Below are 24,671 nucleotides of genomic sequence, written 5' to 3' on the forward strand. Positions count from 1 at the left end.
GCATCCGGGTCCGCCGCATCCGGGTCCGCCGCATCCGGGTCCGCCGCATCCGGGTCCGCCGCATCCGGGTCCGCCGCATCCGGGTCCGCCGCATCCGGGTCCGCCGCATCCGGGTCCGCCGCATCCGGGTCCGCCCTGGATGCCCGGGGATGACCCCCTCTGTCTGACGCGCCTCACCTCTCGGCGATAATCCCGGCACCGTGTCAACCGTTCGTCGATGTGTTCGAGGAGTCGTACGTGCACTCCCGGCAGTTTCCGGACGTCCCGTGACCAGGGCCCTGCCCGGTGGCCCGGACTCCCCGGCGTCACCGGCCCCGGAGGGGACGGCGCCGGAGGGGACGGCGCCTGAGCGGAAGGCGCCCGCGCCTCTCATACCGGCGCCGGTCACGCTCCCCCCGCGTGACCGGCGCCCCCGCCCGGCCGGCCACCGTGATCCGTACCTCCTCGCGGCCGTCCTCTTCGCCGCGTACGCGACTCTCTCGGTGGCCCGCTACCGGTACATGGCGAGCCGTTCCTGGGACCTCGGGATCTTCGAGCAGGCCGTGCGGGCGTACGCCCACCTCCAGGCCCCGGTCGTCGACCTCAAGGGCCCCGGGACCAACGTCCTGGGCGACCACTTCAGCCCGGTCACCGCTCTCCTCGCCCCCGTCTACCGGCTCTTCCCCTCTCCGCTCACGCTGCTGCTGGCCCAGGCCGCGCTGTTCGCGCTGTCGGCCGTGCCGGTCACGCGGGCGGCCGCCGCGCTCCTGAGCCGGCGCCGCGGACTCGCCGTCGGTATCGCCTACGGGCTGTCCTGGGGCCTCCAGCGCGCCGTCGAGGTCGACTTCCACGAGATCTGCTTCGCCGTGGCGCTGATCGCCTTCGCGCTGGAGGCCCTCCTCGCCCGCCACTGGCGCCGGACCCTGCTGTGGGCGCTGCCGCTGGTCCTGGTCAAGGAGGACCTCGGGCTGACGCTGGCGGCCATCGCGGTCGTGGTCGCCGTCCGCGCCCGCCGGTCCTCCCCGCGCACGGTCCCGTACGCGCTCGCCGTGGCCGCCCTGGGCGCCGCCGCCACCCTCCTCACCCTCACCGTCGTCATCCCGGCCTTCAACACGGGCGGCGACTACGACTACTGGGCCAAGGTCGACGGCGGTTTCGCCCTCTTCGACGGCGCGGGGACCAAACTCTGGACCCTGACCTGGCTGCTGCTCCCCACCAGCGGACTCCTCGCCCTGCGCTCCCCGCTGTTCCTCGTCGCGCTGCCCACGCTCGGCTGGCGCTTCCTCTCCTCCGACGACCACTACTGGGGCACGGACTGGCACTACAGCGCGGTGCTGATGCCGGTCGTGTTCCTCGCCCTGGCCGACGCCCTCGCCACCGTCCGCCGCAGCCGGCGCCCCTGGCTGCGCTCGTACGCGCGGCAGCTGCCCGCCGCCGCGGCCGCGGCGGCCCTCGCGCTCACCACCGGCCTCCCCCTGCACGTGCTGACCGACCGGGCCGCCTACCGCACACCCGAGCGCGTCACCGCCGCCGAGAAGATGCTGGCCACCATCCCGGACGGCGCGACCGTGGAGGCCAACCTCGGACCCATCAGCCGTCTCACCTCCCGCTGCCGCGTCTTCTGGATCGGCAACACCCGCGGGATCACCCCCGACTACATCGCCCTGGACAACACCAGCGGCCGGTATCCCGACCCCCTGGGGTACGCCCGCCGCCTGCACCCCGGGACCCGGTACGTGATCACGGGCGCCCGCCTGGGCTACCTGGTGCTGGAGCGCCGGTCCTGAGGCCCGCGGCCCGGAACGCTCCCCGGCCGTGTCCACGCCACCGAGTCGGAGTCGACTCGTCCTGGAGGCGCGGGCCGAGGGCGTCCCCGTCGACGTGGTGTGGCCGGCCGGGGCAGCGCGCGAGAACTGAGGCCGTCCACCAGCTGGATTGTTCCGCAGCGGACGCCGGACGCGGTCTCCCGCACACGGCGGGCGGGAGACCGGGCCGCGGGTCGCGGCATCCGGACGGTGGGCTGGGCGTGGACGATCGGCCACCACGGTCGACCGCCCCAGGGCCCGGCGCGCCTGCTCCCCGGGGATTCCCCGGGAGATCCCCGAGGGGGCCGCTACGGGGTGTCGTCCAGCGTGATGGCGCCCGCCGGGCACATCGCGGCCGCCTCCCGGACGGTGGTGTGCCGGTCCGGGGCGGGCTCCGCGTCGAGGAGGAGGACGGTGCCGTCGTCCTCCCGCTGGTCGAACACCTCCGGTGCGAGCAGTACGCACTGCCCGGAGCCGCAGCACTTGTCCTCTTCCACGCCGACCTTCATGCCCGCCATCCCTTTCGCCCCTTTCGTCAGTTTTTCGCCACTGCACGGGCACCGTACGCAAGCCGCCGACGAGCAGGCCCCCGACACGCTGCGACCGCGGACAGGCGTGCGGTGGCGAGCACGGCGAGGGGCCCGGCCGGCACCGTCCTCGTGTGCCGTTCCGGGCCCCTCGTCCGCCCGCCCGCCCGCTCCGCTCCGTTCGCGTCGCCTCCGCGCGGTTCCGCCGGTTCCGCCCGGGCTGCCTCACACGTGGTGCGGGGTGCGCTCGTACCGCTCCGACTCGTACCGGGCGGAGGCACCGTCGCCGCGGCCCACGCACAGGGCCCAGATGACGAAGCCCGTGATCGCGATCATCACGACCGACCAGATCGGGTAGTACGGCAGGGAGAGGAAGTTCGAGATGAGGATGAACGCGGCGATGGCCACTCCGGCGATGCGCGCCGCCATGGAGTTCTGCAGAAGCCCGAAGCTGACGAGCACGGCGACTATGCCCAGGGAGAGGTGGAGCCAGCCCCAGCCGGTCAGGTCGAACTGGAAGACGTAGTTGGGCGTCGTGACGAAGACGTCGTCCTCGGCGATCCCCATGATGCCCCGGAAGATGGCGAGCACGCCGCCGATCATGAGCATCACGGCCGCGAAGACCGTCAGGCCGCTCGCCCATTCCTGCCTCGTCGTGTGCCGCGGTTGCCGGGTGTGTGTCGCTGCCATCGTTGTTCCTCGTTTCGTGTCGTCCGGCATGCTCAGCGACCGGAGGTGGGGGTGGAGCCGGTGGCACCGGGCGCACCGGGGTGCGCCGCCGGGCCGTGGCCGGTCAGGACCAGTTCCTTGGCCCTGCGGAACTCCTCGTCGGTGATGTCACCGCGAGCGCGGATCTCGGACAGCCTGGCGAGTTCGTCGACGCTGCTCGCCGTGGCCTTGGTGCCCGCGGCCTCCCTGATGTAGCTGTCGAAGGCCTCCTGCTGCGCACGTGCCTGCGCCTTCTCCCGGCGGCCCATGTCCTTGCCGCGGGCGATCACGTAGACGAAGACACCCAGGAAGGGCAGGACGATGGTGAACACCAGCCATCCCGTCTTCGCCCAGCCGCCCAGGTCGTCGTCGCGGAGGATGTCGACGACGACGCGGAAGAGCAGGATGATCCACAGGATCCACAGGAAGAACCAGAGCATCGTCCAGAAGGCGCTCAACAGCGGAAAGTCGTACGCCAGGTACGTCTGCGCGCTCATGTCCGTCCTCCGTCCCGGGGCGCCCGGGCGCTCGCCCGGCGGCCCTTCTGTGCCATCCTCAGCGTGCCCACGGCAAGACGCGGGCGGCCTCACCCGGCACGGGTGATCGTGCGGGGTTCAACGGGGAGTGGTGGCGCGTCACGGGGCCGCCCCTTCCTCGTGACCGGCGGGCGGGGTCGCCGGGGCCGGGCCCGTGGCCGCCGCGAGGATCGCCAGGACGACCAGTACGGCCAGGACGACGCCGAGGACGAGCGCCACCGCGCCGACCGTGGGCTCGTTCCAGAGAAGCAGCGCCAGGACTCCCGCCGCGATCACTCCGCCGGTGGTCCACCTCCGGTGGGCGGCCAGCCGGCGACCCGTCGCCCCGGTCCGCATCCCGGCGCGGCTCAGCGCACCTCCGGCGGCCGTCGTGCCCCTGTCCGCGGTCCCCCGGACGGCGACCGCGACCCGTCCGGGACCGAACAGGTACGCGGCCAGCGCCGTGATCACGGCGACGACCAGCAGGGTGCGGGTGCTGTCGCGCAGGAAGCGGACGAACGTGTCGTAGATCGCCGCCGCCGCGTCGGGAGGCAGCGTCGAGGACGGCACCGAGTCCAGGTAGACCCGTCTGGCGACGGCCAGCGCGACGAGCAGCACCACCATCATCACGCCGACACCCGTGGCCGTGACGATCAGCATCACCCGGTGTCCGGGAGCGGTCCACACGGCGAGGGCGGCGAGCGCGATGGTCACGACGGGCAGCCAGACGCCGACGATGTCCAGCAGCCGCAGCGTGTCCTGCGCCGTGCTCAGCTCCTCCGTGCGGAACAGGGTGACCTTCCGGTCGGGGGCCGGGATGTCGGCGGCCCGGTCGAAGCCCGCGTCGACGAGACGCTGCTTCACGAGGTCGACGGCCTGTCCCACGTCGAGCCGGATGGCGTCGCCCTCGGCCTGTACGACGCCCTCGTCGTCCCCGGTGAGCACGTTCATCACGGCGTCGTGGGCCTGCCGGTTGGCGTCCACCCACACCCGCTCGAAGGTGTCGCTGGTGACCACGCGGGCCACGACGCGGTTGACGACGCTCGTGACCGCGGCGCGCAGCGGACCGGTGAGCGCGTCGGCATCCTCCACGACGCCGGGCGGTGCCCCCGCGTCCCGCAGGGCCTTGGTGAGCGAGTCCGTCACCGCCTCGACGTCGACGTTCTCCACCACGCGGTTCGTGAGCCGGTCGATCAGGACGTCCTGCACGGCGGGCTCGGACGCCAGCGGCGCGACGGTCTCCACGTAGGTGTCGGTGTCGGAGACCGTCTCGTCGACCCAGGCCGCGACGACGGCCAGGGGGGCCAGCAGCAGGGCCAGGAGGAGCAGGAGCGAGGCGCCGACCTGGCGTAACCGCCGGTGGCGCACCTCGGCCGCCCGGCGCAGCCGCTCGTACTCCTCGTGCTCCGCGTCGGTCAGGACGCGGCTGGTGGGCGCGGTGTCGCCACCGGGGTCCGGAGAGGCCGGAGACGTGGCCGGGTCCATGCGGGCTCCCTCGTCTCGTCGTGTGAGGCGTCGGGCCGTGGGGCCGGGTCCCAGGTCCCGGGCCTGAGCCAGGCCCGGGGCGATGGCCCGCTTCCGGGGCCGGCGACGCGGGGCCGGCGACGCGGCGGTGGGCGGGGCTGGTCCAGCGTCGCGCTCGCCTCGGCCCGCCGGGTCACCCACGACGGGTGATCCGTCCGCACCGCGGTGGCGGTGAGGTGGGGACGGGAGGCACATGAGATGAGCGATCCCAGGACCGCCCGCCCGGACCCCACCGGGTCCGGGCCGGAGGACCCCACCGGGTCCGGGCCGGAGGACCCCACCGGGTCCGGGGCGGGGGAGCCCGCCCGGTCCGGGCCGGAGATTCCCTCTGGGTCCGGGCCGGAGAATCCCGCTGGGTCCGGGGCGGGGGAGCCCGCCCGGTCCGGGCCGGAGATTCCCTCTGGGGCCGGGGCGGGGGACCCCACCGGGTCCGGGGCGGGGGAGCCCGCCCGGTCCGGGCCGGAGAATCCCACCGGGTCCGGGGCGGGGGAGCCCACCGGGTCCGGGCCGGAGGGCCCCGCCCGGTCCGGGCCGGAGAATCCCACCGGGTCCGGGCCGAGGAAGCCCGCCCGGTCCGGGCCGGACACGCGCCGCCCGGACCCGCGGCTTCGCGCCCGCCGGCGGGCGGGGGTCGCGAGCATCGCCCGGGCACTGTTCATCGCCGTTGGTCTCGTCACCGCCTACTACCTGCTGCCCCTGGACGAGCAGGACACCGGCGGCGCGGCGACGCTGCTCGCCGTCGGTCTGCTGGCGGTCGTGCTGGTGTTCTGGTGGGAGGTACGGGTCATCGTCCGCTCGCCCTACCCGCGGCTGAAGGCGGTCGAGGCCCTGGCCGCCACGCTGGCGCTGTTCCTGGTCCTGTTCTCCGGCTCCTACTACCTGCTGGACAGGAACACCCCGGGCTCCTTCACCGAGTCGATGTCCAGGACGGACGCCCTGTACTTCGCGCTGACCGTCTTCAGCACCGTCGGCTTCGGCGACATCACCGCACGCTCCCAGACGGGGCGCGTGATGGTGATGCTGCAGATGGCCGGGGGGCTGCTGCTCGTGGGCGTCGCCGCGCGGGTGCTGGCGAACGCGGTCGAGGCGGGGATGCGCCGCCGGGGCGGTGAGCGGCCGGCGGAGCCGGGCGCCGGAACCGACACGACGAGACCGGACCAGGAGGGCGGGCCATGACCGTACCGAGCGTCTTCACCTCCTCCCTGCCACCGTCCGAGCGGGCGGCATACGGCAAACAGGCGCGCACCCGCGCTCCACGGTCGAGCCACGGCTGGTTCGAGGCGGACCAGCAGCGTCCCGATCCCCTCCAGGTGATCGAGCGCCAGTCCGCCACCCGCCTGCCGGATTTGGTGCCCGTCCGCTACGGCCGCATGGTCGAGTCGCCGTTCCGCTTCTACCGGGGAGCCGCCGCGATCATGGCGGCGGACCTGGCCCCCGTCCCCAGCACCGGCCTGCAGGTGCAGCTCTGCGGCGACGCCCATCCGCTGAACTTCCGGCTGCTCGCCTCACCGGAGCGCCATCTCGTCTTCGACATCAACGACTTCGACGAGACCCTGCCCGGGCCGTTCGAATGGGACGTCAAGCGGCTGGCGGCCGGCTTCGTGACGGCCGCCAGGGAGAACGGCTTCAGCGCCAAGGAACAGCACACCGTCGTACGGACGTGTGTGAGGGCCTACCGGACGCGCATGCGTGACTTCGCCGGCATGCGCACCCTGGACATCTGGTACGCCCAGGACGACCTGGACCGCATGCGCGAGCTGATGGCCTCGTCGATCAGCGCGGAGGCCAGGCGCCGCGCCGCCAGGGCCTCGGAGCGGGCCCGCACGCGCACCCACCTCCAGGCCTTCGAGAAGCTCACCCGCGTCACGGCCGAGGGCCGGCGCATCGCACCTGATCCGCCGCTGATCGTGCCGCTCGCGGACCTGTTGGACCCGGCCGGGGACTGGCAGGAGAAGCAGCTCAGGACGGTGCTGGAGGGATACGCGCGGACCCTGCCGTCCGAACGCCGTTACCTGCTCCGGCACTACCGTCTGGTGGACATGGCCCGGAAGGTGGTGGGCGTGGGCAGTGTCGGCACGCGCTGCTGGATCCTCCTCCTGCTCGGCAGGGACGACGACGATCCCCTGCTGCTGCAGGCCAAGGAGGCCCAGGAGTCGGTGCTGTCCGCCCACACGGGCGGCGACCGCTGGGACAACCAGGGCCGCCGGGTGGTGTCCGGGCAGCGCCTGATCCAGACGACCAGCGACATCTTCCTCGGCTGGACCCACACCGTGGGCCTCGACGGGCAGGACCGCGACTTCTACGTCCGCCAGCTGCGCGACTGGAAGGGCATCGCACGGCCCGACACCATGGACCCGGACCTGCTCTCCCTCTTCGGCCGGCTGTGCGGGGCGTCCCTCGCGCGGGCCCACGCCCGCTCCGGCGACCCCATCGCCATCGCCGCCTACCTGGGCGGCAGCGACCGCTTCGACCGCGCCCTCACCGAGTTCGCCCAGTGCTACGCCGACCAGAACGAACGGGACTTCGAGGCGCTGAGGGCGGCGGTCAGGTCGGGCAGGGTCGAGGCGGAGAGTCTCTGAGCCGGGGCGGAGGGGTTCTGAGGCGAGGCGGAGGGCTTACACACGAGAGTTCCTGAGAGCGGCAGTCACTGCCCCCGTCACTCCGGCAGCTGCCGCATCTCCACGATGCGCAGACCCAGCGACTGGCAGCGCGCCAGCAGCCCGTACAGCTGAGCGTCGTCGACGACCGGGCCGAACAGGACCGTCTGACCGGCCATCACCACGTGGCCCAGCTCCGGGAACGCCTCGGCCAGGGTTTCCGACAGGTGTCCGTCGACACGGATCTCGTAGCGCATGAGCTGCTCCCGCGGGCGGCTGGAGACAGGCGGTGGGCGGACGACGCCCCGGTGGCCGAGGGCGCCCTCTCCTGCGATCGTCCGCCCACCGCCCGCCTCCGGACCTCACCCGGGGGAGGTGACCCGCCCCGGTGACCCGGTATCGGTGCCGCGGACCAGCCCTCGGGTCAGCCCTTCAGGACGATCTTGAAGGAGATGATCAGCAGGCCCAGCAGCAGGTTCACCGAGGCGGTCGCGGCCAGGAGACGCCGGGAGGCACCGGAGCGGCGTGCCGCGGCCACGGACCACCCCACCTGCCCGGCCACGGCGACGCAGACGGCCAGCCAGAGGGCACCCCCCACGTCCAGGCCCAGCAGCGGACTGACGGCCACCGCGGCGGCCGGCGGAACGGCGGCCTCGACGATCGGCCACTCCTCACGGCACACGTGCAGCACGGCCCGGCGGTCCAGGGGCCGTTGCGCCAGACGCGCCCCGAACAACTGGGCGTGCACGTGCGCGATCCAGAACACCACGCCGGTGATCAGCAACAGCAGTACCAGCTCCACGCGCGGGAAGTCCCCCAGCGTGCCGGCGCCGACCACCACGGAGGCCGCGAGCAGGGACCCGTAGACGCCGCCGGAGTAGTCCGTGTGTGCCCGGCGTTCCGCCTGCCCGTCGGGGGCCGGGGTGGGGCGGGTCCTGGACACGGTGCCTCCCTGTGGCTGAGCGCGTCGCCGTACCGTTCCGGAGGCCGCCAGGGGGCTTCGCGGCAGGCAGCCGACCCGTCCGCACTGAATCGGATATTTAATCGCAAAATGTTACTCGGTGCCCGTTCCGGCCGGTGCGCCCGTGTCCGGCTGCCTCGGACGCCCGCTCGGCAGGTGCGGCGTGACCAGGAAACTGGCGAGGGCGATGCCGCCGGTGGCGAGGACGGCCGCCTTGAGGCCGTCGAGCTGCGCCGAGGCGTACGAGTCCGTGACTGCGCCGACCTCGGACGGCGGCAGCCCGGCCCGCTCGGCCGCCGAGCGCACCTGGTCGGTGGAGACGAACGAGATACCGGCCTCCAGAGCGACACCGACCTCGGCGCGCGCCTCCCCGGACAGCCGTGGATCGTCCGCCACCTGTGTGGTGAAGGTGTGGGCGAGCGCACCGACGAGGATCGACCCGATGAGCGCGGTGCCCAGCGCCGAGCCCAGGTTCTGTGCCGTGAACTGGAGCCCACCGACCTCACTGCGTTCCTCCTCGGCGGCGCTGGACTGGACGACGTTGCCGAGCTGCGAGGCGAGCAGGCCGACGCCCACACCCAGCACGGCCATGGCGCCGGCGAACTGCGCGTCGTCGATGACCGGGTCGATGGTGGCCAGCAGCCACACGGTGGCCGCCACCAGCGTCACCAGGGCCAGCCGCACCACCCCGCGCGGCCCCGCCACACGCCCCAGCGGGGACGCGCACATCGAGGTCACGAGCATGGTGACGGACACCGGGAGCAGGCGCAGCCCCGTCTCGAAGGCGTCGAAGCCCTGCACCACCTGCAGGTACAGCGGGATGGCGAAGAACAGCCCCAGCAGAATGACGTTCTGGCCCAGCAGCGTCATCAGCCCGGAGCGCAGCACGGGTCTGCCCAGCAGGGACAGCTCCACGAGGGGGTCGGCTCCCCGGTGGTCCCGCCGCCTCTCCCAGTACCGGAAGACAGTCAGGACGGCCACCCCCGCGCCGATGACGAACAGCGTCGGGGCGAAGCCGAGGACGGTGAAGGGAGGGTTGCGCGGCTGGACCCACCCCCAGGTGCCGCTCTGCAGGACGCCGAGCACGCCGAGCCCCAGTCCGGCCGCCGAGAGCGCGGCCCCGACCCCGTCCAGCCGGGGCCGGGGGCCGGCCTGCGGGGACTTCGGGATCACCCGGCGGCAGAGCAGGACGGCCGCGACGACCACGACCTCGCCGGCGAACACCAGCCGCCACGTGAGGTACGTCGTCACCCAGCCGCCCAGCAGCGGGCCCACCGCGATCCCCGCGCCGGCGAGCCCACCGATGACGCCGTAGGCGACGGCCCGGTCCCGTCCGCGGTACGACTGGGCCACCAGGGCGGCCATGGCGGGCAGCACCAGGGCGGCGCCCAGTCCCTCGACGACGGACCAGCCCAGCACGAGGACCCACAGCGTGGGAGCCACGGCGGTCAGGGCCGACCCGGTGCCGTAGACGACGAGGCCCAGGAGGAAGACGCGGCGGCGTCCCAGGATGTCCCCGAACCTGCCGCCGATCAGCATGAACGCGGCCATGACCAGCGCGTACAGCGTGATCACGGCCTGGATGGCGGTGACCTCCGTGTCGAAGTCCTCGACCAGCCGGCTGATGGAGACGTTCATGACGGAGGTGTCCAGGACCATCAGGAACTGCGCCGTGCCCAGGACGATCAGTGCCCGCCAGTGCTTCACGGTGTCCACCTCGCCCAGTCGGCCCGGGACGCCGGCGCGGCCGGCCGGGCAGCAGCCGGCGCGTATCCGGCCGCCAACCCCATCGCACCCGAGGCACCCGTCCCGTGCCTCACCCGTGGCGGGGGAGGAGTTCCGGGAGTTTCCACAGCTGTGGAAACCGGGACGGGTACCGCAGTCCGCTTCCCGCCGCGCTCACAGCAGCCCGAGGTCCCGCGCGCGGCGCACGGCGTCGTTGCGCCGGTTCACCGCCAGCTTGCGGTAGACGCTCTTGAGGTGGGTCTTCACCGTGTTCACCGACACGTAGAGGTCGGCGGCGACCTCCTCCGTCGACATCATCCGGGCCAGCCGCTCCAGAACGTCGCGCTCCCGCGCGCTCAGCTCCGCCGCGACCAGCGGCGAGGGCTGCGGCGCTCCGGCTCCGCGGGGCGGCCCGCCCCGCGGAACCGGAGCGGACGTGAGCCAGCCCGAGGCCAGTTCCTGGAGCGGCGCCGTGGACAACAGGGGCCTGATCCACGGCCGGGCGTCGAGGAACGGGCGCCGCAGCCGCTCGCGCCGGGCGTCGAGCAGCGCCTGCGCGAGCAGTTTTCGCGCGGTGGCGGTGTCTCCCGCTTCTTCTGCGGCGCGGGCCCGCACCAATGTCGCCCGGACGGTTACCGCGGGACCGGTCCCGCCCCCGGTGCGGATGCCGTCCAGCAGGTCGATCGCCGCCTGCGGACGACCTGCCGCCAGCTGTATCCGCGCGGCCTCCACGGCCCACGCGGGCTGGTCGCCGGACACTTTCTGGAGCACTTCGGCCGCCCTCTGGGGCCGGCCCTCGGCCAGCTGGGCGGCGGAGGCGACCAGCGCCTCGTGGCTCGCCGCCCAGGGTGAGGCCACGGCGGCGGAGACGGCCGGGTCCGCCGCCTCGACGGCGGCGCGTGCGTGGCCCCGGACGAGGAGGAGACGAGCCGTGGCGATGGCCCGTCCCGCCGCCGTCACCGGGTCCCGCGTCGTGCGGCCGAGCCGTTCCGTCTCGTCGAGGAGCTCCTGGGCCCGGCCCAGTTCGTCGCGGTCGACGGCCACGGCGGCCAGGACCAGCCGTCCGATGCCGCAGCCGCACGGCTGGGGCAGGCCCAGCCGTTCCTCCTCGGACACCGCCGCCAGCGCCTTGCGCTCCGCCCGGCCGAGCCAGCCGTTGAGGTAGTCGATCAGCGCCAGGTGCCCCATCGCCTCCTCCCGGGGCAGCACGGTGGAGGCGTCACCGGGAGCGCCCGTCACCATGGACAGGGCGGCACGCGCCTCCTCGAAGCTCCCGGCCCACAGGCGGGTGGAGCCGAGGTGCGTCAGCAGCAGCGCGGTGAGTTCGGGATGCCGTTCCAGCAGGTGCGCGGGGACGTGCGGCCGCAGTTCGTCGGCGGCCCTGGCGGCCTCCTCGGCGCGTACGGGGGATCCGGTCAGCCGCGCGGCCAGCGCCTGAAGCAGCGCACAGCTCAGCCGGGCGGCCGCCAGGCCGGAATCGTCGGGCAGGCCGGGCAGGCCGGGCAGGCCGGGCTGGTCGGCGTTCAGGCCCTCCTCGGCGTGGCGCAGGTGGGCGAGCCCGCGGTCGACGTCGTACCGGGACAGCTCGCGGGCCGCCCGGACGAGGTCCGCCAAGGGGCCCGTGGCCTCGGCACCCATCCGGGAGAACAACTGGTCCAGGTCGTCGGAGCGCAGGCCGGTGAACAGCTGCCCGATCGCCAGGTCGTCGACGAGGACGCCGGCCGTGAACCCCCAGTCACCCGCGGCGGCACCATGGGCGAGGGTCTCCGGCAGCGACCCGGTGGAGCGCAGCCACCGCGCGGCCCGCCGGTGCAGCTCCGGCTCCAGCCCGGGCAGACGTACCCGCAGATGGGCCCGGAGGATCTCCCCGAACAGCGGGTGGAGCCGGTACCAGGAGTGCCCGAGGTCCTCCACGAACGCGTTCGCCCGGTGCAGCCCGACGAGGAGGGACTCGGCGTCGGTCCGCCCGGTCAGCGCGTTCGCCAGCTCGGGGCAGAAGCGCTCCAGGACGCTGACGCGCAGCAGGAGGTCCTGTGTCTCGTCGGTCTGCCGCTTGAGGACCTCGGCCAGCAGGAAGTCCGCGACCGCGCTGCGGCCCGCCTCGAACTCCTTCAGATAGAGCTCCGGGTCGGCGCTCTCCCGCGCGGCCAGGGCGCACAGCCGCAGACCGGCGGCCCAGCCCCGGGTACGGTCCACCAGGGCGCGCGCGGCGGGCACCGGAAGGCTCAGACCGTGCCGGTCCAGCAGCGCGACGGTCTCCTGCGGGGTGAAGGCCAGATCGGCGGCGCGGATCTCGGTCAGCTCGCCCGCCGCACGGTAGCGGTGCAACGGCAGCGGGGGCTCACCGCGGGTGACGAGGACCAGGCGCATGCCCTGCCCGGCGTGGTGCAGCACGAACTCCAGCTGTTCCGCGATCTCCGGCGCGGGCACGCGGTCGTACTCGTCGAGCACCACGACCACGGGCTCGTCGCGACCGCTCAGCCCGTCCGCGAGGGCGGCCAGCAGTCCGCGGTCCACCCGGCTCGGTTCCGCCGGGAACCCCACGTCGCCGGACGGCGGCACACCGTGGGAGCGCAGGGCCCGCAGGAGATACGCCCAGAACACTCCGGGACGCCGGTCGCCCGCCTCGACGGTGAGCCAGGCGACCGGCTGCCTCAGGCCCGCGGCCCAGTCGGCGGCCAGCAGGGTCTTGCCCGCGCCGGCCGGCCCGTTGACCAGGGTCAGGGGCGTGTGCAGGGCCTGGTCGAGATGCAGGACGAGCCGCCGGCGCCGCAGAAACGTGGCGGGCCTGGTCGGCAGGGCGAACCGCGTACGCAGAAACGGGTCGCCGAGAGGGTCGGCGTACGGGGCGGGGGTGGCAGTCGGATCGGGGGCGGTAGTCGGATCGGGGGCGGCAGTCGGATCGGGGGCGGCAGCCGGATCAGAGGCGACAGCCCGATCGGGGGCGGCAGCCGGATCAGAGGTGGCAGTCGGATCGGGGGCGGTAGTCGGATCAGGGTCAGGGCCCGGAACAGCCGCACCAGCCGGAACGGTCGGTTCCGGACCCCTCTCGTCGGTCTCGGCCACGGCGCTCACCACCACCGTCCCTCACGGTCGGATCATGGGCGCGCTGTCTCCCTCAGCTCCTGCCTCAGCTTCTCCCTCAGCATCCCAGCCTTCCCGCACATCCGCGCGACACAGGCCTCCGCACCCCGCTCACCAGCCGATACGGTCCGGACCGTCACTCGCCGGGTCAGCGGCGGGCCGTCCAGCTGTGGGCCACGTCGACCACCAGGCGGCCGTCCAACTGGATCACCCGGAACGGCAGCCGGGCGCGGACACCGAGACCGATCTGCGTCTCGCCCTCGAAGCTGCCGGCGAACCGGGTGTCCCTGAAGGTGCTGTACCCGGCGATGTTCACGCCGGGCAGGGGGCGGCCCACCCTCCCCGGGTACGTGGGCGCGCCGGTCTCCGGGTCGTAGCTCGGCGCGGCGACACGGACCTCGAGCACCGCCCCGCCGCCGACCGGGATGTGGTCGCCGGAACCGTCCTGGTACAGCTTGCCGACGTAGTGGACGTAGTAGCCGACGTCGCCACCGCCGGGGACGTCGACGACCATGCGGTCGAAGCAGTCGTGGCGACCGGTCCTGATGTTCTTCAGCGGTACGGCACCGGCGGTGACATCGCCCTTGGCGCCGCTGCCCCAGCCCGTCGGGCAGGCCGCGGCCCGCGCCGCGTCGGCCGGCGCGGCGCTCGAGGTGCCGGCCGCGATCCCCAGCCCGGTGCCCGCGAGGACGAGCGCCGCCACTGCCGCTCCTATTCGTCGCATGGTTCCCCCCATGGTCGGATGAACACTGATGTGTAGTGAGACCTACGGATATACCGGAAGGTTGCACACCGGGCCCTCCGCGCTCGGAGAGGCGCACAAGGCCTCGCCGGTGGCGGTGGCGGTGGCGGTGGCGGTCGCGGTGCCGCTGCCCGTACCTGTACCCGTGCCCGTACCCGTGCCCGTACCCGTACCCGTTCCGGGGCCGGCTTCTAGGTCGGCGCAGGTAAGGGACGCCCGTCGGCGGGGTGTCCGAGCAGCCGCGTCATGGTCTCGGCGGCCCGTACGGCGGCGTCACCGCAGCAGTTGTTGAACAGCACGTGGAGCCGCTCGGCCCGCTCGGCGAGGGCGCGCAACCGCGGCAACCACTCGGCGAGTTCGTCGTCGCCGTACGCGTACCGGAAGCGCTCCTCCTTGCTCCCGGTCCCCCAGGCGGCGCTGCGCCCGTGGAACCGTACGACCGCCAGCCGGGCAGAGGTGACGGGAGTGACGGGCGGTACCGAGGACGGCAGCGCCTGGGACATGTCGACGGCGACCGCGGCCATGCCGTACCGCGCGAGCAGCGCGCACGTGGCCTCGGCCTGTCCCTCCCGCCACCACCCGGGGTGCCGGAACTCGACGGCGACCGGCCACCCCTCGGTCCGCCGGGCGCAGTCCGCCAGGAAGGCCTCGGCACGGGCCCCGGGCCGGAACCACGGCGGGAACTGGAACAGCACACTCCCCAGCCGCCCGGCCCGCCGCAACGGCGTGATCCCCGCGGCGAACCGCGCCCACACCTCGTCCAGCACCGCCGGATCGCGGGCATCGGCGGGCAGCCCGTCCGGCATCACCGCGCTCCGCGTGGGGTGCCCGGTGAGCAGCGAGAACGCCTTCACGTCGAACACGAACCCGTCCGGCGTCCGCTCCACCCACAGCCGGCTGTTCCGCTCGCCGGGCAGGGCGTAGTACGAGGCGTCCACCTCCACGACCGGGAACCGCCCGGCGTAGTGCCGTAACCGCCCCTCGGCGTCCCGCCGCCCCACCGGATACCAGCCGCTGCGCACCAGCATCGGGTCGGTCCACGAGCACGTGCCCACGAGGATGTCACCCATGGAGGGCGGTTACCCGCGCGGCCCGCGGGCAGGCCCGGCCCGAAGCAGGCCCGGCTTGAACCAGGCCCGGCCCGCGCACCGGCGGACCGTCGTGCCACCGCCTCGGCCCCGCCCGTGCCCCCCGCTGGCCGGCCTGCTGCCCCGGCTGCGCGGCGGCTCGCGAGGGACCGGCTCGCGAGGGACCGGGTCGGGAGGGACCGGGTCGGGACGGACCGGGTCGGGAGGGACCGGGTCGGGACGGACCGGGTCGGGACGGACCGGGTCGGGACGGACCGGGTCGGGTCTGGAGGCGGTGACGGTGCCGGCGGGGGCGTACCGGGGCACGCCCGAGGTGGCGACCATCGGCGTGGCCAACCTGCTCCTGTGCCGGCCCGATCTGCCCGCGCCCGTCGCCGCCGCCCTCACCCGGGTCCTGGTCCGCCGGGCGACGCGCCTCGTCCCCATGACGGCCCTCGGCACCCAGTTCCTCGACGTCCGCAGCCTGATCTCCACCGGAGTCGTCCCCCTGCACCCCGGGGCGGCCGCCGCCTACCGGGAACTGCACGGTTAGCGCGCCGCGCGGACGACCGTACGCCAGAACGCCGGTCCGCCGACCGGATCGACGGCCTCCGCGCGGAACCAGGACCGTCTTCGCGCCCTCTTGGTCAGTGCCTGACGGGCCGTCGGAACGGCTCGGCCGGCAGCCGCTGTGCGGTCCTCGTCCACCGAATCAAGGCTCCACGAGCCAGAGGGAAGTCATGCGCAGACTGACGTCGGCCATCGTCGCCGGCTTTTTGGCGTTCGCGGGAATGGGGGCCGCCGCCGGTGCCCCCGCCCATGCGGCCACACAAGTGGAGTACGTCGCGCTCGGCGACTCGTACGCGTCCGGGGTCGGCGCGGCCCCGTACGACGCCTCCAGCGGCGACTGCAAGCGCGGCCCGAACAGCTATCCGCGCCAGTACGCGGCCACTCATCCCCAGTACGCGCTGAAGGACGTCACGTGCAGCGGCGCGACCATCGCCGACGTGCGCGACAACCAGTTGTCCGCGCTGAGTGAGAAGACCTCCCTCGTCACCCTCACGGTGGGCGGCAACGACGCCCAGTTCGCCTCCGTGGTCCAGGCGTGCCTCACCCAGGACGACAGCTACTGCGCGACGGCCACGGACTGGATGTCGCACTACGCCAGGAACCAGCTGGTGACGGAACTCGCCGGCCTGTACAAGGACATCAAGACCCGCGCGCCCAGGGCCCTGGTCCTCGTCCTCGGCTATCCGCGGACGATCGCCTCGACCGGGTCGTGCGGTCAGATCGACCTCAGCGCCGCCAAGCGCACCTCCATGAACGGCATGGCCGACGCCCTGGCGGAGGGCGCTCAGGCCGCGGCGGAGTCCGCGGGCGTCCACTTCATCGACATGCGGAACCAGTTCAGCGGCCACGGTGCGTGCGGCACCGACCCCTGGATCAACGGAGTGGACCTGTCCCGGCCGGCCGAGATCTTCCACCCGAACGCGGCGGGCTACACCAAGGGTTACACGGCGAAGCTCAGCAGCGTCTGGGGCTGAGCCCCCTGGCTGCACCCGTCCCCTTGTCCCCCCGTCTTCTTGTCCCCCCCGTCCCCCCGTTCAGACGTTCAGAAACCACTCTGGAGACATACTCGATGAAGCTCGCCAAGCGTCTCGTCCTGACCGCGGCGGCTCTCGCCGCCGTGACCGCCGGGACGCTCTCGAGCGCGACGGCCGACCAGGCGGCGGCCGCGCAGCCCGCCCGCCCCGCCCTCGACGTTCCCGCCGCGCTGAAGGTCCCCGACGGCAACCGGCTCACCGGCGTCCTCTCGGCCGAGGGCGTGCAGACCTACACCTGCACCGACGGTGCCTGGAAGCTGCTGGAGCCCGCCGCCACCCTGTGGGCCAAGAACGACCGTTCCCGCCGCCCGGTCGCCCTGCACTCCCGCGGCCCGGTCTGGGTGTCCACGGTGGACGGCAGCGCCGTCAACGCCGCGGCCGTCGCCAGCTCCCCCAAGAACGGCACCATCCCCGAACTCCTCCTGCAGTCCACCGGCACGCGCGGCACCGGGATGTTCGCCGGCGTCTCCTACATCCAGCGCCTCGACACCCGCGGCGGTGTCGCCCCCGCCACCGCCTGCACCGGCACCGACCAGGTCAGCGTCCCCTACTCCGCCACCTACACCTTCTACAAGCCCGCCAAGTGACGGGAGGAGGAGCGAGGGCCCCGCCCCCGCTCCTCACCACCTCAGTCGGCCTCCAGCTGTCTCCTGAGCAGGGACACCGTGCTCTTGGGGTGGGGCAGGCCCTCGGCCTGGACCTCCATGACGCCCTGTGAGACCTGAGCGTCGTCCTGCTGGTCCGCCCCAGAGGCGCAGGCGGAGGCGCCGCGCTTGGAGCTCGCGAGGGCGTCCGCCAGAACTTCTGGATGCCGTCGCCCGGGATGGGCTCGTACTTCTCGGCCTCGGTGACGCGGGTCAGGAGCTTCCGGCAGGCGGGCGCCAGGACACTGCTCGGTGACATGCTCAACCGGTTGACGCTGGACGCGTCGTCGGTGAGGTTCCTGATCCGTGTCCCGCCTCCTGAGCTCCACCAGCCCTCGAGGTCTTCCTCCGGAGTCGAGCCGCAGCCGGTGAGCAGCACCGCGGCGGTGGCCAAGCCGGTGATCACGAGGACACGGGCGCCCACACCCCTACGCATGTAGCTCCCTGGTTCGGTCGATGCGCTGGCGGGTCGATACTGCTGGACGCGGGACTTCGGATGTCGGGAGACCTGCGCGCGGTCCTCACTCACCTGGCCTGAAGCGGTATCGCCGTGCTCGCCGATCCCCGCGCCTGTCTCAAGGAGTGCGGTCGCGCCGGCTGTACACGCATCTATCTCGACCGTTCGCGCGGAGCCCGGCGCACCTGGTGCGGGATGGACGAGTGCGGCAACCGCGTCAAGGCCGCGGCCTATCGGGCGCGCCGGCGGGCTCCGTCCGCGGCCGGCGGGCACGGGCCGCCCGGGAGGGCGACCTGACGCGCCCGCTCGGCCGGCACGGCATGATCAGGGGGTGGGCGCTGTGGACGACCGGAGTGGGGTGGGCGGCGTGGGTGCGCCGGAGGAGATCCGTACTGGCCGGCGTAGGCGCCGTTGGTCGCGAACCAGTTGAACGCGAACTGGACGGCGTGCAGTTCGACGTTCTCGAGGGTGTTGTCCTCGATCCGGACGTCCTTGAAGTAGTAGCCGCCGGTGCCGTAGTCCTTGTAGCTCTTGCTGCCGAAGACCTGGAGGTCGACGGCGCCGTCGTGGATCTTCTGCCACGACGTCGAGCTGTCCATCGACGACGACTTCGCCACCAACATCACCTCGGCCGCTACTTGGAGATCGGCCCGCAGGTCACGCTGTACTGCCCGGCACCGCTGCTGCGCACGGGCGAGAACACCGTGACGGTCCTGGAGCTGAACCGGGACCGGCCCGAGCTGGGGCCTCCGGAGGCGTATGTCGAGGAGTTCGGCTGACGGGATCGACTAGACGGGGTCCGCATCAGTGGGCACGGTTCCACGGCGTTGGGTGGCATCACTTGGCATCATCCGGCGCCATTCCGCGCCCCACCAAGCGCATGGGCGGGCGTGGTGCCACCGGGAGTCGTATTGCTCTCTTGGTATTTCCGCAGGTAGATAGCTCGAGTCCCGAAGGCGCGCCCTGAAGGGTGTCATCCCGGCTTGCGAATGGCGCCATCATGGTGCCATCATGGCGTCATGGACCTCACCCCGTATGTCGACACCCTCCGCCGAGAACTCGCGGTGGCCGCCGAGGCCGGCGGTGACGAAGCCCGTGAGCTGGCCGAGAGGCTCACCGCTCCGCTGGAGTCGGCGACCCGGCTGACCCTGCTCAACGTGCTCTCCGCCGCGATGGACGAGATCACCCGCGAACTCGCCCCCGGCTCGGTCGACGTACGGCTGCGCGGACTCGACCCCGACTTCGTGGTGACACTGCCGCCCACCGACGGTGGCGCCCCCGCGGAGCCGACCGCGCCCGCCGAACCGTCCATGGCCCCGACCCCGGTCGAGGGCGAGGAGGGCGGCACCGCTCGCGTCAACCTGCGCCTGCCGGCCCACCTCAAGGCCCGCGCAGAGGAGGCCGCGACGCGCGAGGGCCTGTCGGTCAACGCGTGGCTGGTGCGTGCCGTGTCGGACGCGGTCGGCGGCGGCACCCGGCCGCGTACGACGGAGAAGACCCGGACCGTCGGACAGAGCTTCACGGGCTGGGTGCGCTAGACCCGCCCCGCCCGTACCACTTCACCCACACCACGTCCCACCAGCGGGGACGCCCTGAAGACCCAAGAGGACGGGACAGCCATGCCTTCTTTCGACACTCCCGAAGCGATCTCGGTCACGGCACGCGTGGAGGCCGGTTTCCTCCAGTTCACCGCGGGCGACCGCCTCGACACCGTGGTGGAGGTGCGGCCCCGCGACCCGAAGAGGGACCCTGACGTGCGGACCGCCGACCAGACCGAGGTCACGTACGTGAGCGGCGTCCTGACCATCAGGACGCCCAAGGCCAATCTGTTCGGCCTCGGCCGCACCGGTGTCGTCGACGTGACCGTCGAACTCCCCGCGGGCTCGCACGTCGACATGGCCGGCGCCTGGGCGCAGGTGCTCGGCGAGGGCCGGCTCGGCGAGGTCCGTGTGAAGACCTCGGTCGGCGACGTCCGCCTCGACACGACCGGCCCGGTGAAGCTGACCGCGTCGCACGGCTCGATCGCCGTGGACCGGGTCGAGGGCCTGGCCGAGATCACCAGCAGCAGCGGCAATGTGCGCGTCGGCACCATCGATGGCCCCGCCGTCCTGAAGAACTCGAACGGCACCACGACCGTCGCCGCCGTGACCGGTGAACTCCGGCTGAGCGGCGCCAACGGCGACATCGACGTCGCGCGCGCCGAGGCGTCGGTCACCGGCACCACGACCAACGGCTCCCTGCGCGTCGGCGCAGTCGCCCGCGGCGAGGTCCAGTTGGAGACATCCAACGGCTCCATCGAGGTCGGCATCCGCGAGGGCACCGCCGCCTGGCTCGACGTCAGCTCCAACCGCGGACAGGTACGCAACGCGCTCGCCGCGTCCGAAGCCCCGGAGCACATCGAGGACACCGTCAAGGTCCGCGCACGGACCAACTGGGGCAACATCGACATCCGCCGCGCCAAGGTCTGAGCGCCACCTCCTCAAGCGGCCCCACCTCCTCAAGCAGCCCCACCCTTTCCCACCCACTCTCGAACGGAGTGCCCCATGCCTTCCTCTGTCATGGCCATGCCTAAACGGGGGGACGGTCACCCGTCGCCGGTCGCCGTCTCCACCGTCGGTCTGCGCAAGTCGTACGGCGACAAGACCGTCCTCGACGGGATCGATCTGCGTATCCCGGCCGGGTCCGTGTTCGCGTTACTCGGGCCCAACGGCGCCGGCAAGACCACCGCCGTCAAGATCCTGTCCACGCTCATCACCCCCGACGGCGGGCAGGCCCAGGTCGCGGGCCACGACCTGGCCGCCGACCCGCAGGCCGTGCGCGCCGCGATCGGTGTCACCGGGCAGTTCTCCGCCGTCGACGGGCTGATCACCGGCGAGGAGAACATGCTCCTCATGGCGGACCTGCACCACCTGTCCAAGCGGGAGGGGCGGCGGGTCACCGCCGAACTGCTGGAGCGGTTCGACCTCACCGAGGCCGCGAAGAAGCCCGCCTCCACGTACTCCGGCGGCATGAAGCGGCGCCTGGACATCGCCATGACCCTGGTCGGCGACCCGCGGATCATCTTCCTCGACGAGCCCACCACCGGCCTCGACCCCCGCTCCCGCCACACCATGTGGCAGATCATCCGCGAGCTCGTCACCGACGGTGTCACCGTCTTCCTCACCACCCAGTACCTGGAGGAGGCCGACGAACTCGCCGACCGTATCGCCGTGCTCAACGACGGAAGGATCGCCGCCGAGGGCACCGCGGACGAGCTCAAGCGGCTGATCCCCGGCGGGCACGTCCGGCTCCGCTTCACCGACCCGGCGGCGTACCGGTCGGCCGCCGCCGCCCTGCGCGAGGCCACCCCGGACGACGAGGCGATGGCGCTGCAGATCCCCAGTGACGGCAGTCAGCGCGAGCTGCGCTCCGTCCTCGACTGGCTGGACGCCACCGGCATCGAGGCCGACGAGCTGACCGTGCACACTCCCGACCTCGACGACGTCTTCTTCGCCCTCACCGGCCCGGCCACCGTCCCCGCCCAGCCCAAGGAGAACGTCCGATGAGCGCCCTCTCCCTCGCCGTACGCGACTCGTCCACGATGCTGCGCCGCAACCTGCTGCACGCGCGGCGTTACCCGGCCATGACCCTGAACCTGCTGCTGACCCCGGTCATGATGCTGCTGCTCTTCGTCTACATCTTCGGCGACACGATGAGCGCCGGCATCGGGGGCGGGGGTGCCGACCGGTCCGAGTACCTCGCGTACATCGTCCCGGGCATCCTGATGCTGACCATCGGGGGCACCACGATCGGCAGCGCGGTGTCCGTCACCATGGACATGACCGAGGGCATCATCGCCCGCTTCCGCACGATGGCGATCCACCGCGGGTCGGTGCTCATCGGGCACGTCGTCGGCAGCGTGCTGCAGTGCGTGATGAGCGTGGTGCTCGTCGGGGCCGTCGCGCTGGCCATCGGCTTCCGCTCCGCCGACGCCACCGTCCTGGAATGGATCGCGGCGGTAGGGCTGTTGACGCTCGTCTCCCTGGCGCTCACCTGGATCGCGGTCGGCATGGGCCTGTCCAGCCCGAACGCCGAGGCCGCCAGCAACAACGCCCTTCCGCTGATGATCCTGCCGCTCCTGTCGAGCGCCTTCGTCCCGGTCGACGCGATGCCCGGCTGGTTCCAGCCGATCGCCGAGTACCAGCCCTTCACTCCGGCCATCGAGACGCTGCGCGGCCTGCTGCTCGGCACCGGGATCGGCCACAACGGATGGCTCGCCGTCGCCTGGTGCCTGGGTCTTGCGGTGCTCGGCTGCTTCTGGTCCAGGTCGCTGTTCAACCGCGACCCCAAGTAGCGGCAGAAGGCCCGGTCAGCGGCCTGAGGGCCGCGGCCGGGCCGCTTCATCCGGGTTGCCGTTCGATCCACTCGCCGCCGCCCAGTGGGTAGTCGTAGCCCGGGCGGCCCGAGTTGCCGCTGGTGCGGAACGGGGTGCCGTTGTTGTCGATGTGGAGGGTGCCTCGGCGGTTGCCGCTGGACCAGTCCAGGGTGAGGTCCCAGCGGACGTCGTGTGCCTTGGTGTGGGCGGTGACGTAGAAGACCTCCGGGTCGGACTCGCTGACCGAGTACGGGAAGTCGCGCTGGCCGTTCTTGACGGTGACCGTGGGACTGCCTTTGTCGAGGTCGATGTCGAACGACCTGGTCTGGACGCCGCCGCCGCAGCCGACGCCCATCGCGTAGTCGTTCCAGGCGAGCGGCGCGCCCTTGGTGAGGACCCGTATGTGCAAGGCCTGGAGGACGACGGTGTCCTCGCCGGTGCCCTGCACGGTGAGGGCGATGCGCTGTTCGCCCGACGACACCGCCCCGTACGCGGCGGCCCAGCGTGGGGCGTCCTGCTCGGGCGCCGGCGGGCCGACCTGCTCGGGTTCGCTGTCGACGAGGAAGTGCTGACTGCACGGGTCGTCATAGACGTAGGGACGCGTGGCGACCGTGAGCGGGACGGCGCCGGTGGAGCTGCCGCCGGTGGACTGGTCACCGCCCTTTTCGGCGCCGCCCTTCGACGTGCCGGACCCGGCTCCCCGGGACTCGGTGGCGGAGGAGGAGGCCGAGGCGGACGGCTTGCGCCCCTTCGCGCCCGGCGACGGGGAGGCGGACGGCCTCCGGGCGTCTGCCGTGCCGGTGCTTGTGGCGGTGGCACCGGTCGCCTGCCGGCCCCCGTCGTCGTTCCCGCCGCCGAACGGCGGACGCACGGTGAGTACCACGGCCCCCAGCACAGCGGCCACCGCGACGGAGGCGATCAGTGCGGTGCGGCGACCACGGGGGAGTCGAGGACGCCGTGACGGTGCGAGCCCGCCCGGCACGTCGAGGACGACCGGCTCATCGGTGCCGCCCTGGCCGGCATCACCAGTATCAGCGGCATCCGGCGCGTCAGTTGCGTCAGCTGCAGCAGATGCGTCAGTTGCGTCAGTTGCGTCAGTTGCGTCAGTTGCGTCAGAAGCAGAATCGGCCGACCTGGCCGGCTCGGCTCCCTGTGCCGCCCCCGTCCCCGCAACCTGATCCGTCCTGCTCCCTCGTGCCGCGTCCGCGAGGATCCAGCGCCGGTGCAGCTCCACCAGCTCCTGCGGTGTCGCCCGGCAGACCCTCGCCAGACGCTCCACCGGTGCGTACTCGACCGGCACCGCGGTGCCGTTGCAGTAGCGGTGCAGCGTCGACGTGCTCATGTGCATCCGTTTGGCGAGCGCCCCGTAGCTCAGTCCCGAGCGGTCCTTGAGCTCCCGCAGTAGCTGAGCGAACGCCTCGGTTCCCCCGGCTCCCGTTGCCCCTGACACGCGTTCCCCTATCGCCCCGTGTTCCAGTCGCGCGTTCCAGCGCGACTTCTTTCCCCCTGGTCAGAGCCCGTTTCGGTGTTCCAGCGTCCCCAACTGCCCGCTGTGCGTGGCGGCTGGGACGGATCACCTCACAAGCTTCGGTCATCCAATCACCACCCCACCCGGACACCGAAGGGGCACAGCCACATGTTCAACCTCCGTACCTCCCGCACCCGTCTCGTCGGCGCCGCCGCGACCGCCGTTCTCGCCACGCTCTCCCTGACCGCGTGCAACGACGGAACAGGCGTCAACGACGAGGGCGCCTCCACGATCAACACCCCGACGGTGGACTCGTCCTCCGGTGCTTCCTCTTCCGGCTCGACCTCTTCTTCCGGCTCGAACTCGCCCTCCGCCCCCAACTCCAACTCCTCCTCGGGTGCCGAGTCCTCCACCGACACCTCGGGGTCCACCACCGGCGCCTCCGGGGCGAAGGCGTCCGGCTCCTCCGGCAAGCCGGTCACCTGCGAGGCGTCCAGCACCAAGACGGTCGCGGCCCCGCTCAACCGCCCCGTGAACCACATGCTGCTCACCGTCACCAACACCGGGAGCAAGACCTGCTTCCTCTACGGCTACCCGGCCGTCCGCTTCGGCGAGGCCCAAGCCGTGCCTCCGGTCATCGAGGACTCGAAGCCTCAGGCAGTCGTCACGCTGAAGCCGGGTGAGGCCGGCTACGCCGCCGTGAGCCTGTCGGCCACCGACGGCAGCGGCGCGAACGGCCACACCGTGAACTCCCTGGCCGTCTACTTCCGCGGCCCCTCCGGCAACGAGAGCGTCGGCACGGGCGCCCACCCGCCGCTGCCCGCGAAAGGCCTCTACGTCGACGACTCGCTCAAGGTCACGTACTGGCAGCAGTCGATGGACGACGCCATCAACTGGTGAGCGCGATGTG

25 protein-coding genes and 1 pseudogene are annotated in these 24,671 nt (G+C 72.7%); 14 read left to right on the forward strand and 12 right to left on the reverse strand.

Going from position 1 to position 24,671, the window contains the following annotated elements:
• Positions 1-500: 500 nt before the first annotated feature.
• A complete protein-coding gene (locus ACZ49J_RS09510) occupies positions 501-1,766 on the forward strand; it encodes a DUF2079 domain-containing protein (RefSeq protein WP_467447211.1) in 1,266 nt (421 codons plus the stop codon).
• Between the two features lie 326 nt (positions 1,767-2,092).
• On the opposite strand, the gene ACZ49J_RS09515 is transcribed toward ACZ49J_RS09510, so the two are convergent.
• The 4 genes from ACZ49J_RS09515 to ACZ49J_RS09530 form a co-directional block, all read right to left on the reverse strand.
• Positions 2,093-2,293 carry a ferredoxin gene (locus ACZ49J_RS09515; protein ID WP_467447212.1) on the reverse strand — a complete coding sequence of 67 codons (201 nt, stop codon included), beginning with the start codon at positions 2,291-2,293 and terminating at the stop codon, positions 2,093-2,095.
• A gap of 243 nt (positions 2,294-2,536) precedes the next feature.
• On the reverse strand, positions 2,537-3,001 hold the full coding sequence (locus ACZ49J_RS09520) for a DUF7144 family membrane protein (protein ID WP_467446986.1): 465 nt from the start codon (positions 2,999-3,001) through the stop codon (positions 2,537-2,539).
• A 32-nt stretch (positions 3,002-3,033) separates the two neighbouring features.
• Positions 3,034-3,516 (reverse strand): SHOCT domain-containing protein, encoded by a 483-nt coding sequence (locus tag ACZ49J_RS09525; RefSeq protein ID WP_467446987.1) that lies wholly within the window; start codon positions 3,514-3,516, stop codon positions 3,034-3,036.
• Between the two features lie 138 nt (positions 3,517-3,654).
• A complete protein-coding gene (locus ACZ49J_RS09530) occupies positions 3,655-5,019 on the reverse strand; it encodes a hypothetical protein (protein WP_467446989.1) in 1,365 nt (454 codons plus the stop codon).
• A 237-nt stretch (positions 5,020-5,256) separates the two neighbouring features.
• Here ACZ49J_RS09530 and ACZ49J_RS09535 point away from each other — a divergent pair, with 237 nt between their 5' ends.
• The gene (locus ACZ49J_RS09535) at positions 5,257-6,234 is read left to right on the forward strand and encodes a potassium channel family protein (RefSeq protein ID WP_467446990.1); all 978 of its coding nucleotides are present in this window, start codon (positions 5,257-5,259) and stop codon (positions 6,232-6,234) included.
• On the forward strand, positions 6,231-7,637 hold the full coding sequence (locus ACZ49J_RS09540; RefSeq protein ID WP_467446992.1) for a DUF2252 domain-containing protein: 1,407 nt from the start codon (positions 6,231-6,233) through the stop codon (positions 7,635-7,637). Before ACZ49J_RS09535 ends, ACZ49J_RS09540 begins: the two co-directional genes overlap by 4 nt.
• Positions 7,638-7,714: 77 nt before the next feature.
• Here ACZ49J_RS09540 and ACZ49J_RS09545 read toward each other — a convergent pair whose 3' ends face one another.
• The 6 genes from ACZ49J_RS09545 to ACZ49J_RS09570 form a co-directional block, all read right to left on the reverse strand.
• Positions 7,715-7,912, reverse strand: coding sequence for a hypothetical protein (locus tag ACZ49J_RS09545; RefSeq protein WP_467446993.1), 198 nt, complete (start codon positions 7,910-7,912; stop codon positions 7,715-7,717).
• 167 nt (positions 7,913-8,079) lie between these two features.
• Complete coding sequence (locus tag ACZ49J_RS09550; protein ID WP_467446994.1) at positions 8,080-8,598, reverse strand: hypothetical protein; 519 nt, start codon at positions 8,596-8,598, stop codon at positions 8,080-8,082.
• A 111-nt stretch (positions 8,599-8,709) separates the two neighbouring features.
• Complete coding sequence (locus tag ACZ49J_RS09555) at positions 8,710-10,323, reverse strand: MFS transporter (RefSeq protein WP_467446995.1); 1,614 nt, start codon at positions 10,321-10,323, stop codon at positions 8,710-8,712.
• 192 nt (positions 10,324-10,515) lie between these two features.
• Complete coding sequence (locus ACZ49J_RS09560; protein ID WP_467447213.1) at positions 10,516-13,158, reverse strand: winged helix-turn-helix domain-containing protein; 2,643 nt, start codon at positions 13,156-13,158, stop codon at positions 10,516-10,518.
• A gap of 415 nt (positions 13,159-13,573) precedes the next feature.
• Positions 13,574-14,149, reverse strand: a complete 576-nt coding sequence (locus tag ACZ49J_RS09565; protein WP_467446996.1) for an AMIN-like domain-containing (lipo)protein — start codon at positions 14,147-14,149, stop codon at positions 13,574-13,576.
• A gap of 209 nt (positions 14,150-14,358) precedes the next feature.
• Entirely contained in the window at positions 14,359-15,237 is an 879-nt protein-coding gene (locus ACZ49J_RS09570; protein ID WP_467446998.1) for a DUF72 domain-containing protein, read from the reverse strand.
• A 292-nt stretch (positions 15,238-15,529) separates the two neighbouring features.
• Between ACZ49J_RS09570 and ACZ49J_RS09575 the strand changes: the two genes are divergently transcribed.
• From ACZ49J_RS09575 to ACZ49J_RS09595, 5 genes and pseudogenes are all read left to right on the forward strand, one after another.
• Complete coding sequence (locus tag ACZ49J_RS09575; RefSeq protein WP_467446999.1) at positions 15,530-15,787, forward strand: TAXI family TRAP transporter solute-binding subunit; 258 nt, start codon at positions 15,530-15,532, stop codon at positions 15,785-15,787.
• 187 nt (positions 15,788-15,974) lie between these two features.
• Entirely contained in the window at positions 15,975-16,778 is an 804-nt protein-coding gene (locus tag ACZ49J_RS09580; RefSeq protein WP_467447001.1) for an SGNH/GDSL hydrolase family protein, read from the forward strand.
• A 95-nt stretch (positions 16,779-16,873) separates the two neighbouring features.
• Entirely contained in the window at positions 16,874-17,425 is a 552-nt protein-coding gene (locus tag ACZ49J_RS09585) for a DUF3455 domain-containing protein (RefSeq protein WP_467447003.1), read from the forward strand.
• A gap of 221 nt (positions 17,426-17,646) precedes the next feature.
• Complete coding sequence (locus ACZ49J_RS09590) at positions 17,647-17,922, forward strand: hypothetical protein (RefSeq protein ID WP_467447004.1); 276 nt, start codon at positions 17,647-17,649, stop codon at positions 17,920-17,922.
• A 41-nt stretch (positions 17,923-17,963) separates the two neighbouring features.
• Positions 17,964-18,236: pseudogene (locus ACZ49J_RS09595) on the forward strand (CGNR zinc finger domain-containing protein); the annotation flags it as partial.
• On the opposite strand, the gene ACZ49J_RS09600 reads toward ACZ49J_RS09595, so the two are convergent.
• Positions 18,170-18,556 (reverse strand): hypothetical protein, encoded by a 387-nt coding sequence (locus ACZ49J_RS09600; protein ID WP_467447006.1) that lies wholly within the window; start codon positions 18,554-18,556, stop codon positions 18,170-18,172. The pseudogene ACZ49J_RS09595 and the gene ACZ49J_RS09600 sit on opposite strands and share 67 nt — an antisense overlap.
• A gap of 21 nt (positions 18,557-18,577) precedes the next feature.
• On the opposite strand from ACZ49J_RS09600, the gene ACZ49J_RS09605 reads away from it, so the two are divergent.
• The 5 genes from ACZ49J_RS09605 (at position 18,578) to ACZ49J_RS09625 (ending at position 22,272) form a co-directional block, all read left to right on the forward strand.
• Entirely contained in the window at positions 18,578-18,718 is a 141-nt protein-coding gene (locus ACZ49J_RS09605; RefSeq protein ID WP_467447007.1) for a hypothetical protein, read from the forward strand.
• 240 nt (positions 18,719-18,958) lie between these two features.
• Positions 18,959-19,477 (forward strand): toxin-antitoxin system HicB family antitoxin, encoded by a 519-nt coding sequence (locus tag ACZ49J_RS09610; RefSeq protein ID WP_467447008.1) that lies wholly within the window; start codon positions 18,959-18,961, stop codon positions 19,475-19,477.
• An 81-nt stretch (positions 19,478-19,558) separates the two neighbouring features.
• Complete coding sequence (locus ACZ49J_RS09615) at positions 19,559-20,407, forward strand: DUF4097 family beta strand repeat-containing protein (protein ID WP_467447010.1); 849 nt, start codon at positions 19,559-19,561, stop codon at positions 20,405-20,407.
• A 75-nt stretch (positions 20,408-20,482) separates the two neighbouring features.
• Positions 20,483-21,484 (forward strand): ATP-binding cassette domain-containing protein, encoded by a 1,002-nt coding sequence (locus tag ACZ49J_RS09620; protein WP_467447011.1) that lies wholly within the window; start codon positions 20,483-20,485, stop codon positions 21,482-21,484.
• A complete protein-coding gene (locus ACZ49J_RS09625) occupies positions 21,481-22,272 on the forward strand; it encodes an ABC transporter permease (protein ID WP_467447012.1) in 792 nt (263 codons plus the stop codon). Before ACZ49J_RS09620 ends, ACZ49J_RS09625 begins: the two co-directional genes overlap by 4 nt.
• 46 nt (positions 22,273-22,318) lie before the next feature.
• Here ACZ49J_RS09625 and ACZ49J_RS09630 read toward each other — a convergent pair whose 3' ends face one another.
• Entirely contained in the window at positions 22,319-23,743 is a 1,425-nt protein-coding gene (locus ACZ49J_RS09630) for a helix-turn-helix domain-containing protein (RefSeq protein ID WP_467447014.1), read from the reverse strand.
• A 186-nt stretch (positions 23,744-23,929) separates the two neighbouring features.
• Here ACZ49J_RS09630 and ACZ49J_RS09635 point away from each other — a divergent pair, with 186 nt between their 5' ends.
• Entirely contained in the window at positions 23,930-24,661 is a 732-nt protein-coding gene (locus ACZ49J_RS09635; RefSeq protein WP_467447015.1) for a DUF4232 domain-containing protein, read from the forward strand.
• Positions 24,662-24,671: the final 10 nt, after the last annotated feature.

This window comes from Streptomyces sp. NPDC030840 (assembly GCF_055572015.1).

Excerpts from the sequence above, each read along its gene's own strand:
- ACZ49J_RS09510 (WP_467447211.1), top strand. The coding sequence starts at position 501 with ATGGCGAGCCGTTCCTGGGACCTCGGGATCTTCGAGCAGGCCGTGCGG.
- ACZ49J_RS09515 (WP_467447212.1), bottom strand. The coding sequence starts at position 2,293 with ATGAAGGTCGGCGTGGAAGAGGACAAGTGCTGCGGCTCCGGGCAGTGC.
- ACZ49J_RS09520 (WP_467446986.1), bottom strand. The coding sequence starts at position 3,001 with ATGGCAGCGACACACACCCGGCAACCGCGGCACACGACGAGGCAGGAA.
- ACZ49J_RS09525 (WP_467446987.1), bottom strand. The coding sequence starts at position 3,516 with ATGAGCGCGCAGACGTACCTGGCGTACGACTTTCCGCTGTTGAGCGCC.
- ACZ49J_RS09530 (WP_467446989.1), bottom strand. The coding sequence starts at position 5,019 with ATGGACCCGGCCACGTCTCCGGCCTCTCCGGACCCCGGTGGCGACACC.
- ACZ49J_RS09535 (WP_467446990.1), top strand. The coding sequence starts at position 5,257 with ATGAGCGATCCCAGGACCGCCCGCCCGGACCCCACCGGGTCCGGGCCG.
- ACZ49J_RS09540 (WP_467446992.1), top strand. The coding sequence starts at position 6,231 with ATGACCGTACCGAGCGTCTTCACCTCCTCCCTGCCACCGTCCGAGCGG.
- ACZ49J_RS09545 (WP_467446993.1), bottom strand. The coding sequence starts at position 7,912 with ATGCGCTACGAGATCCGTGTCGACGGACACCTGTCGGAAACCCTGGCC.
- ACZ49J_RS09565 (WP_467446996.1), bottom strand. The coding sequence starts at position 14,149 with ATGCGACGAATAGGAGCGGCAGTGGCGGCGCTCGTCCTCGCGGGCACC.
- ACZ49J_RS09570 (WP_467446998.1), bottom strand. The coding sequence starts at position 15,237 with ATGGGTGACATCCTCGTGGGCACGTGCTCGTGGACCGACCCGATGCTG.
- ACZ49J_RS09580 (WP_467447001.1), top strand. The coding sequence starts at position 15,975 with ATGCGCAGACTGACGTCGGCCATCGTCGCCGGCTTTTTGGCGTTCGCG.
- ACZ49J_RS09585 (WP_467447003.1), top strand. The coding sequence starts at position 16,874 with ATGAAGCTCGCCAAGCGTCTCGTCCTGACCGCGGCGGCTCTCGCCGCC.
- ACZ49J_RS09590 (WP_467447004.1), top strand. The coding sequence starts at position 17,647 with ATGCCGTCGCCCGGGATGGGCTCGTACTTCTCGGCCTCGGTGACGCGG.
- ACZ49J_RS09610 (WP_467447008.1), top strand. The coding sequence starts at position 18,959 with ATGGACCTCACCCCGTATGTCGACACCCTCCGCCGAGAACTCGCGGTG.
- ACZ49J_RS09615 (WP_467447010.1), top strand. The coding sequence starts at position 19,559 with ATGCCTTCTTTCGACACTCCCGAAGCGATCTCGGTCACGGCACGCGTG.
- ACZ49J_RS09620 (WP_467447011.1), top strand. The coding sequence starts at position 20,483 with ATGCCTTCCTCTGTCATGGCCATGCCTAAACGGGGGGACGGTCACCCG.
- ACZ49J_RS09625 (WP_467447012.1), top strand. The coding sequence starts at position 21,481 with ATGAGCGCCCTCTCCCTCGCCGTACGCGACTCGTCCACGATGCTGCGC.
- ACZ49J_RS09635 (WP_467447015.1), top strand. The coding sequence starts at position 23,930 with ATGTTCAACCTCCGTACCTCCCGCACCCGTCTCGTCGGCGCCGCCGCG.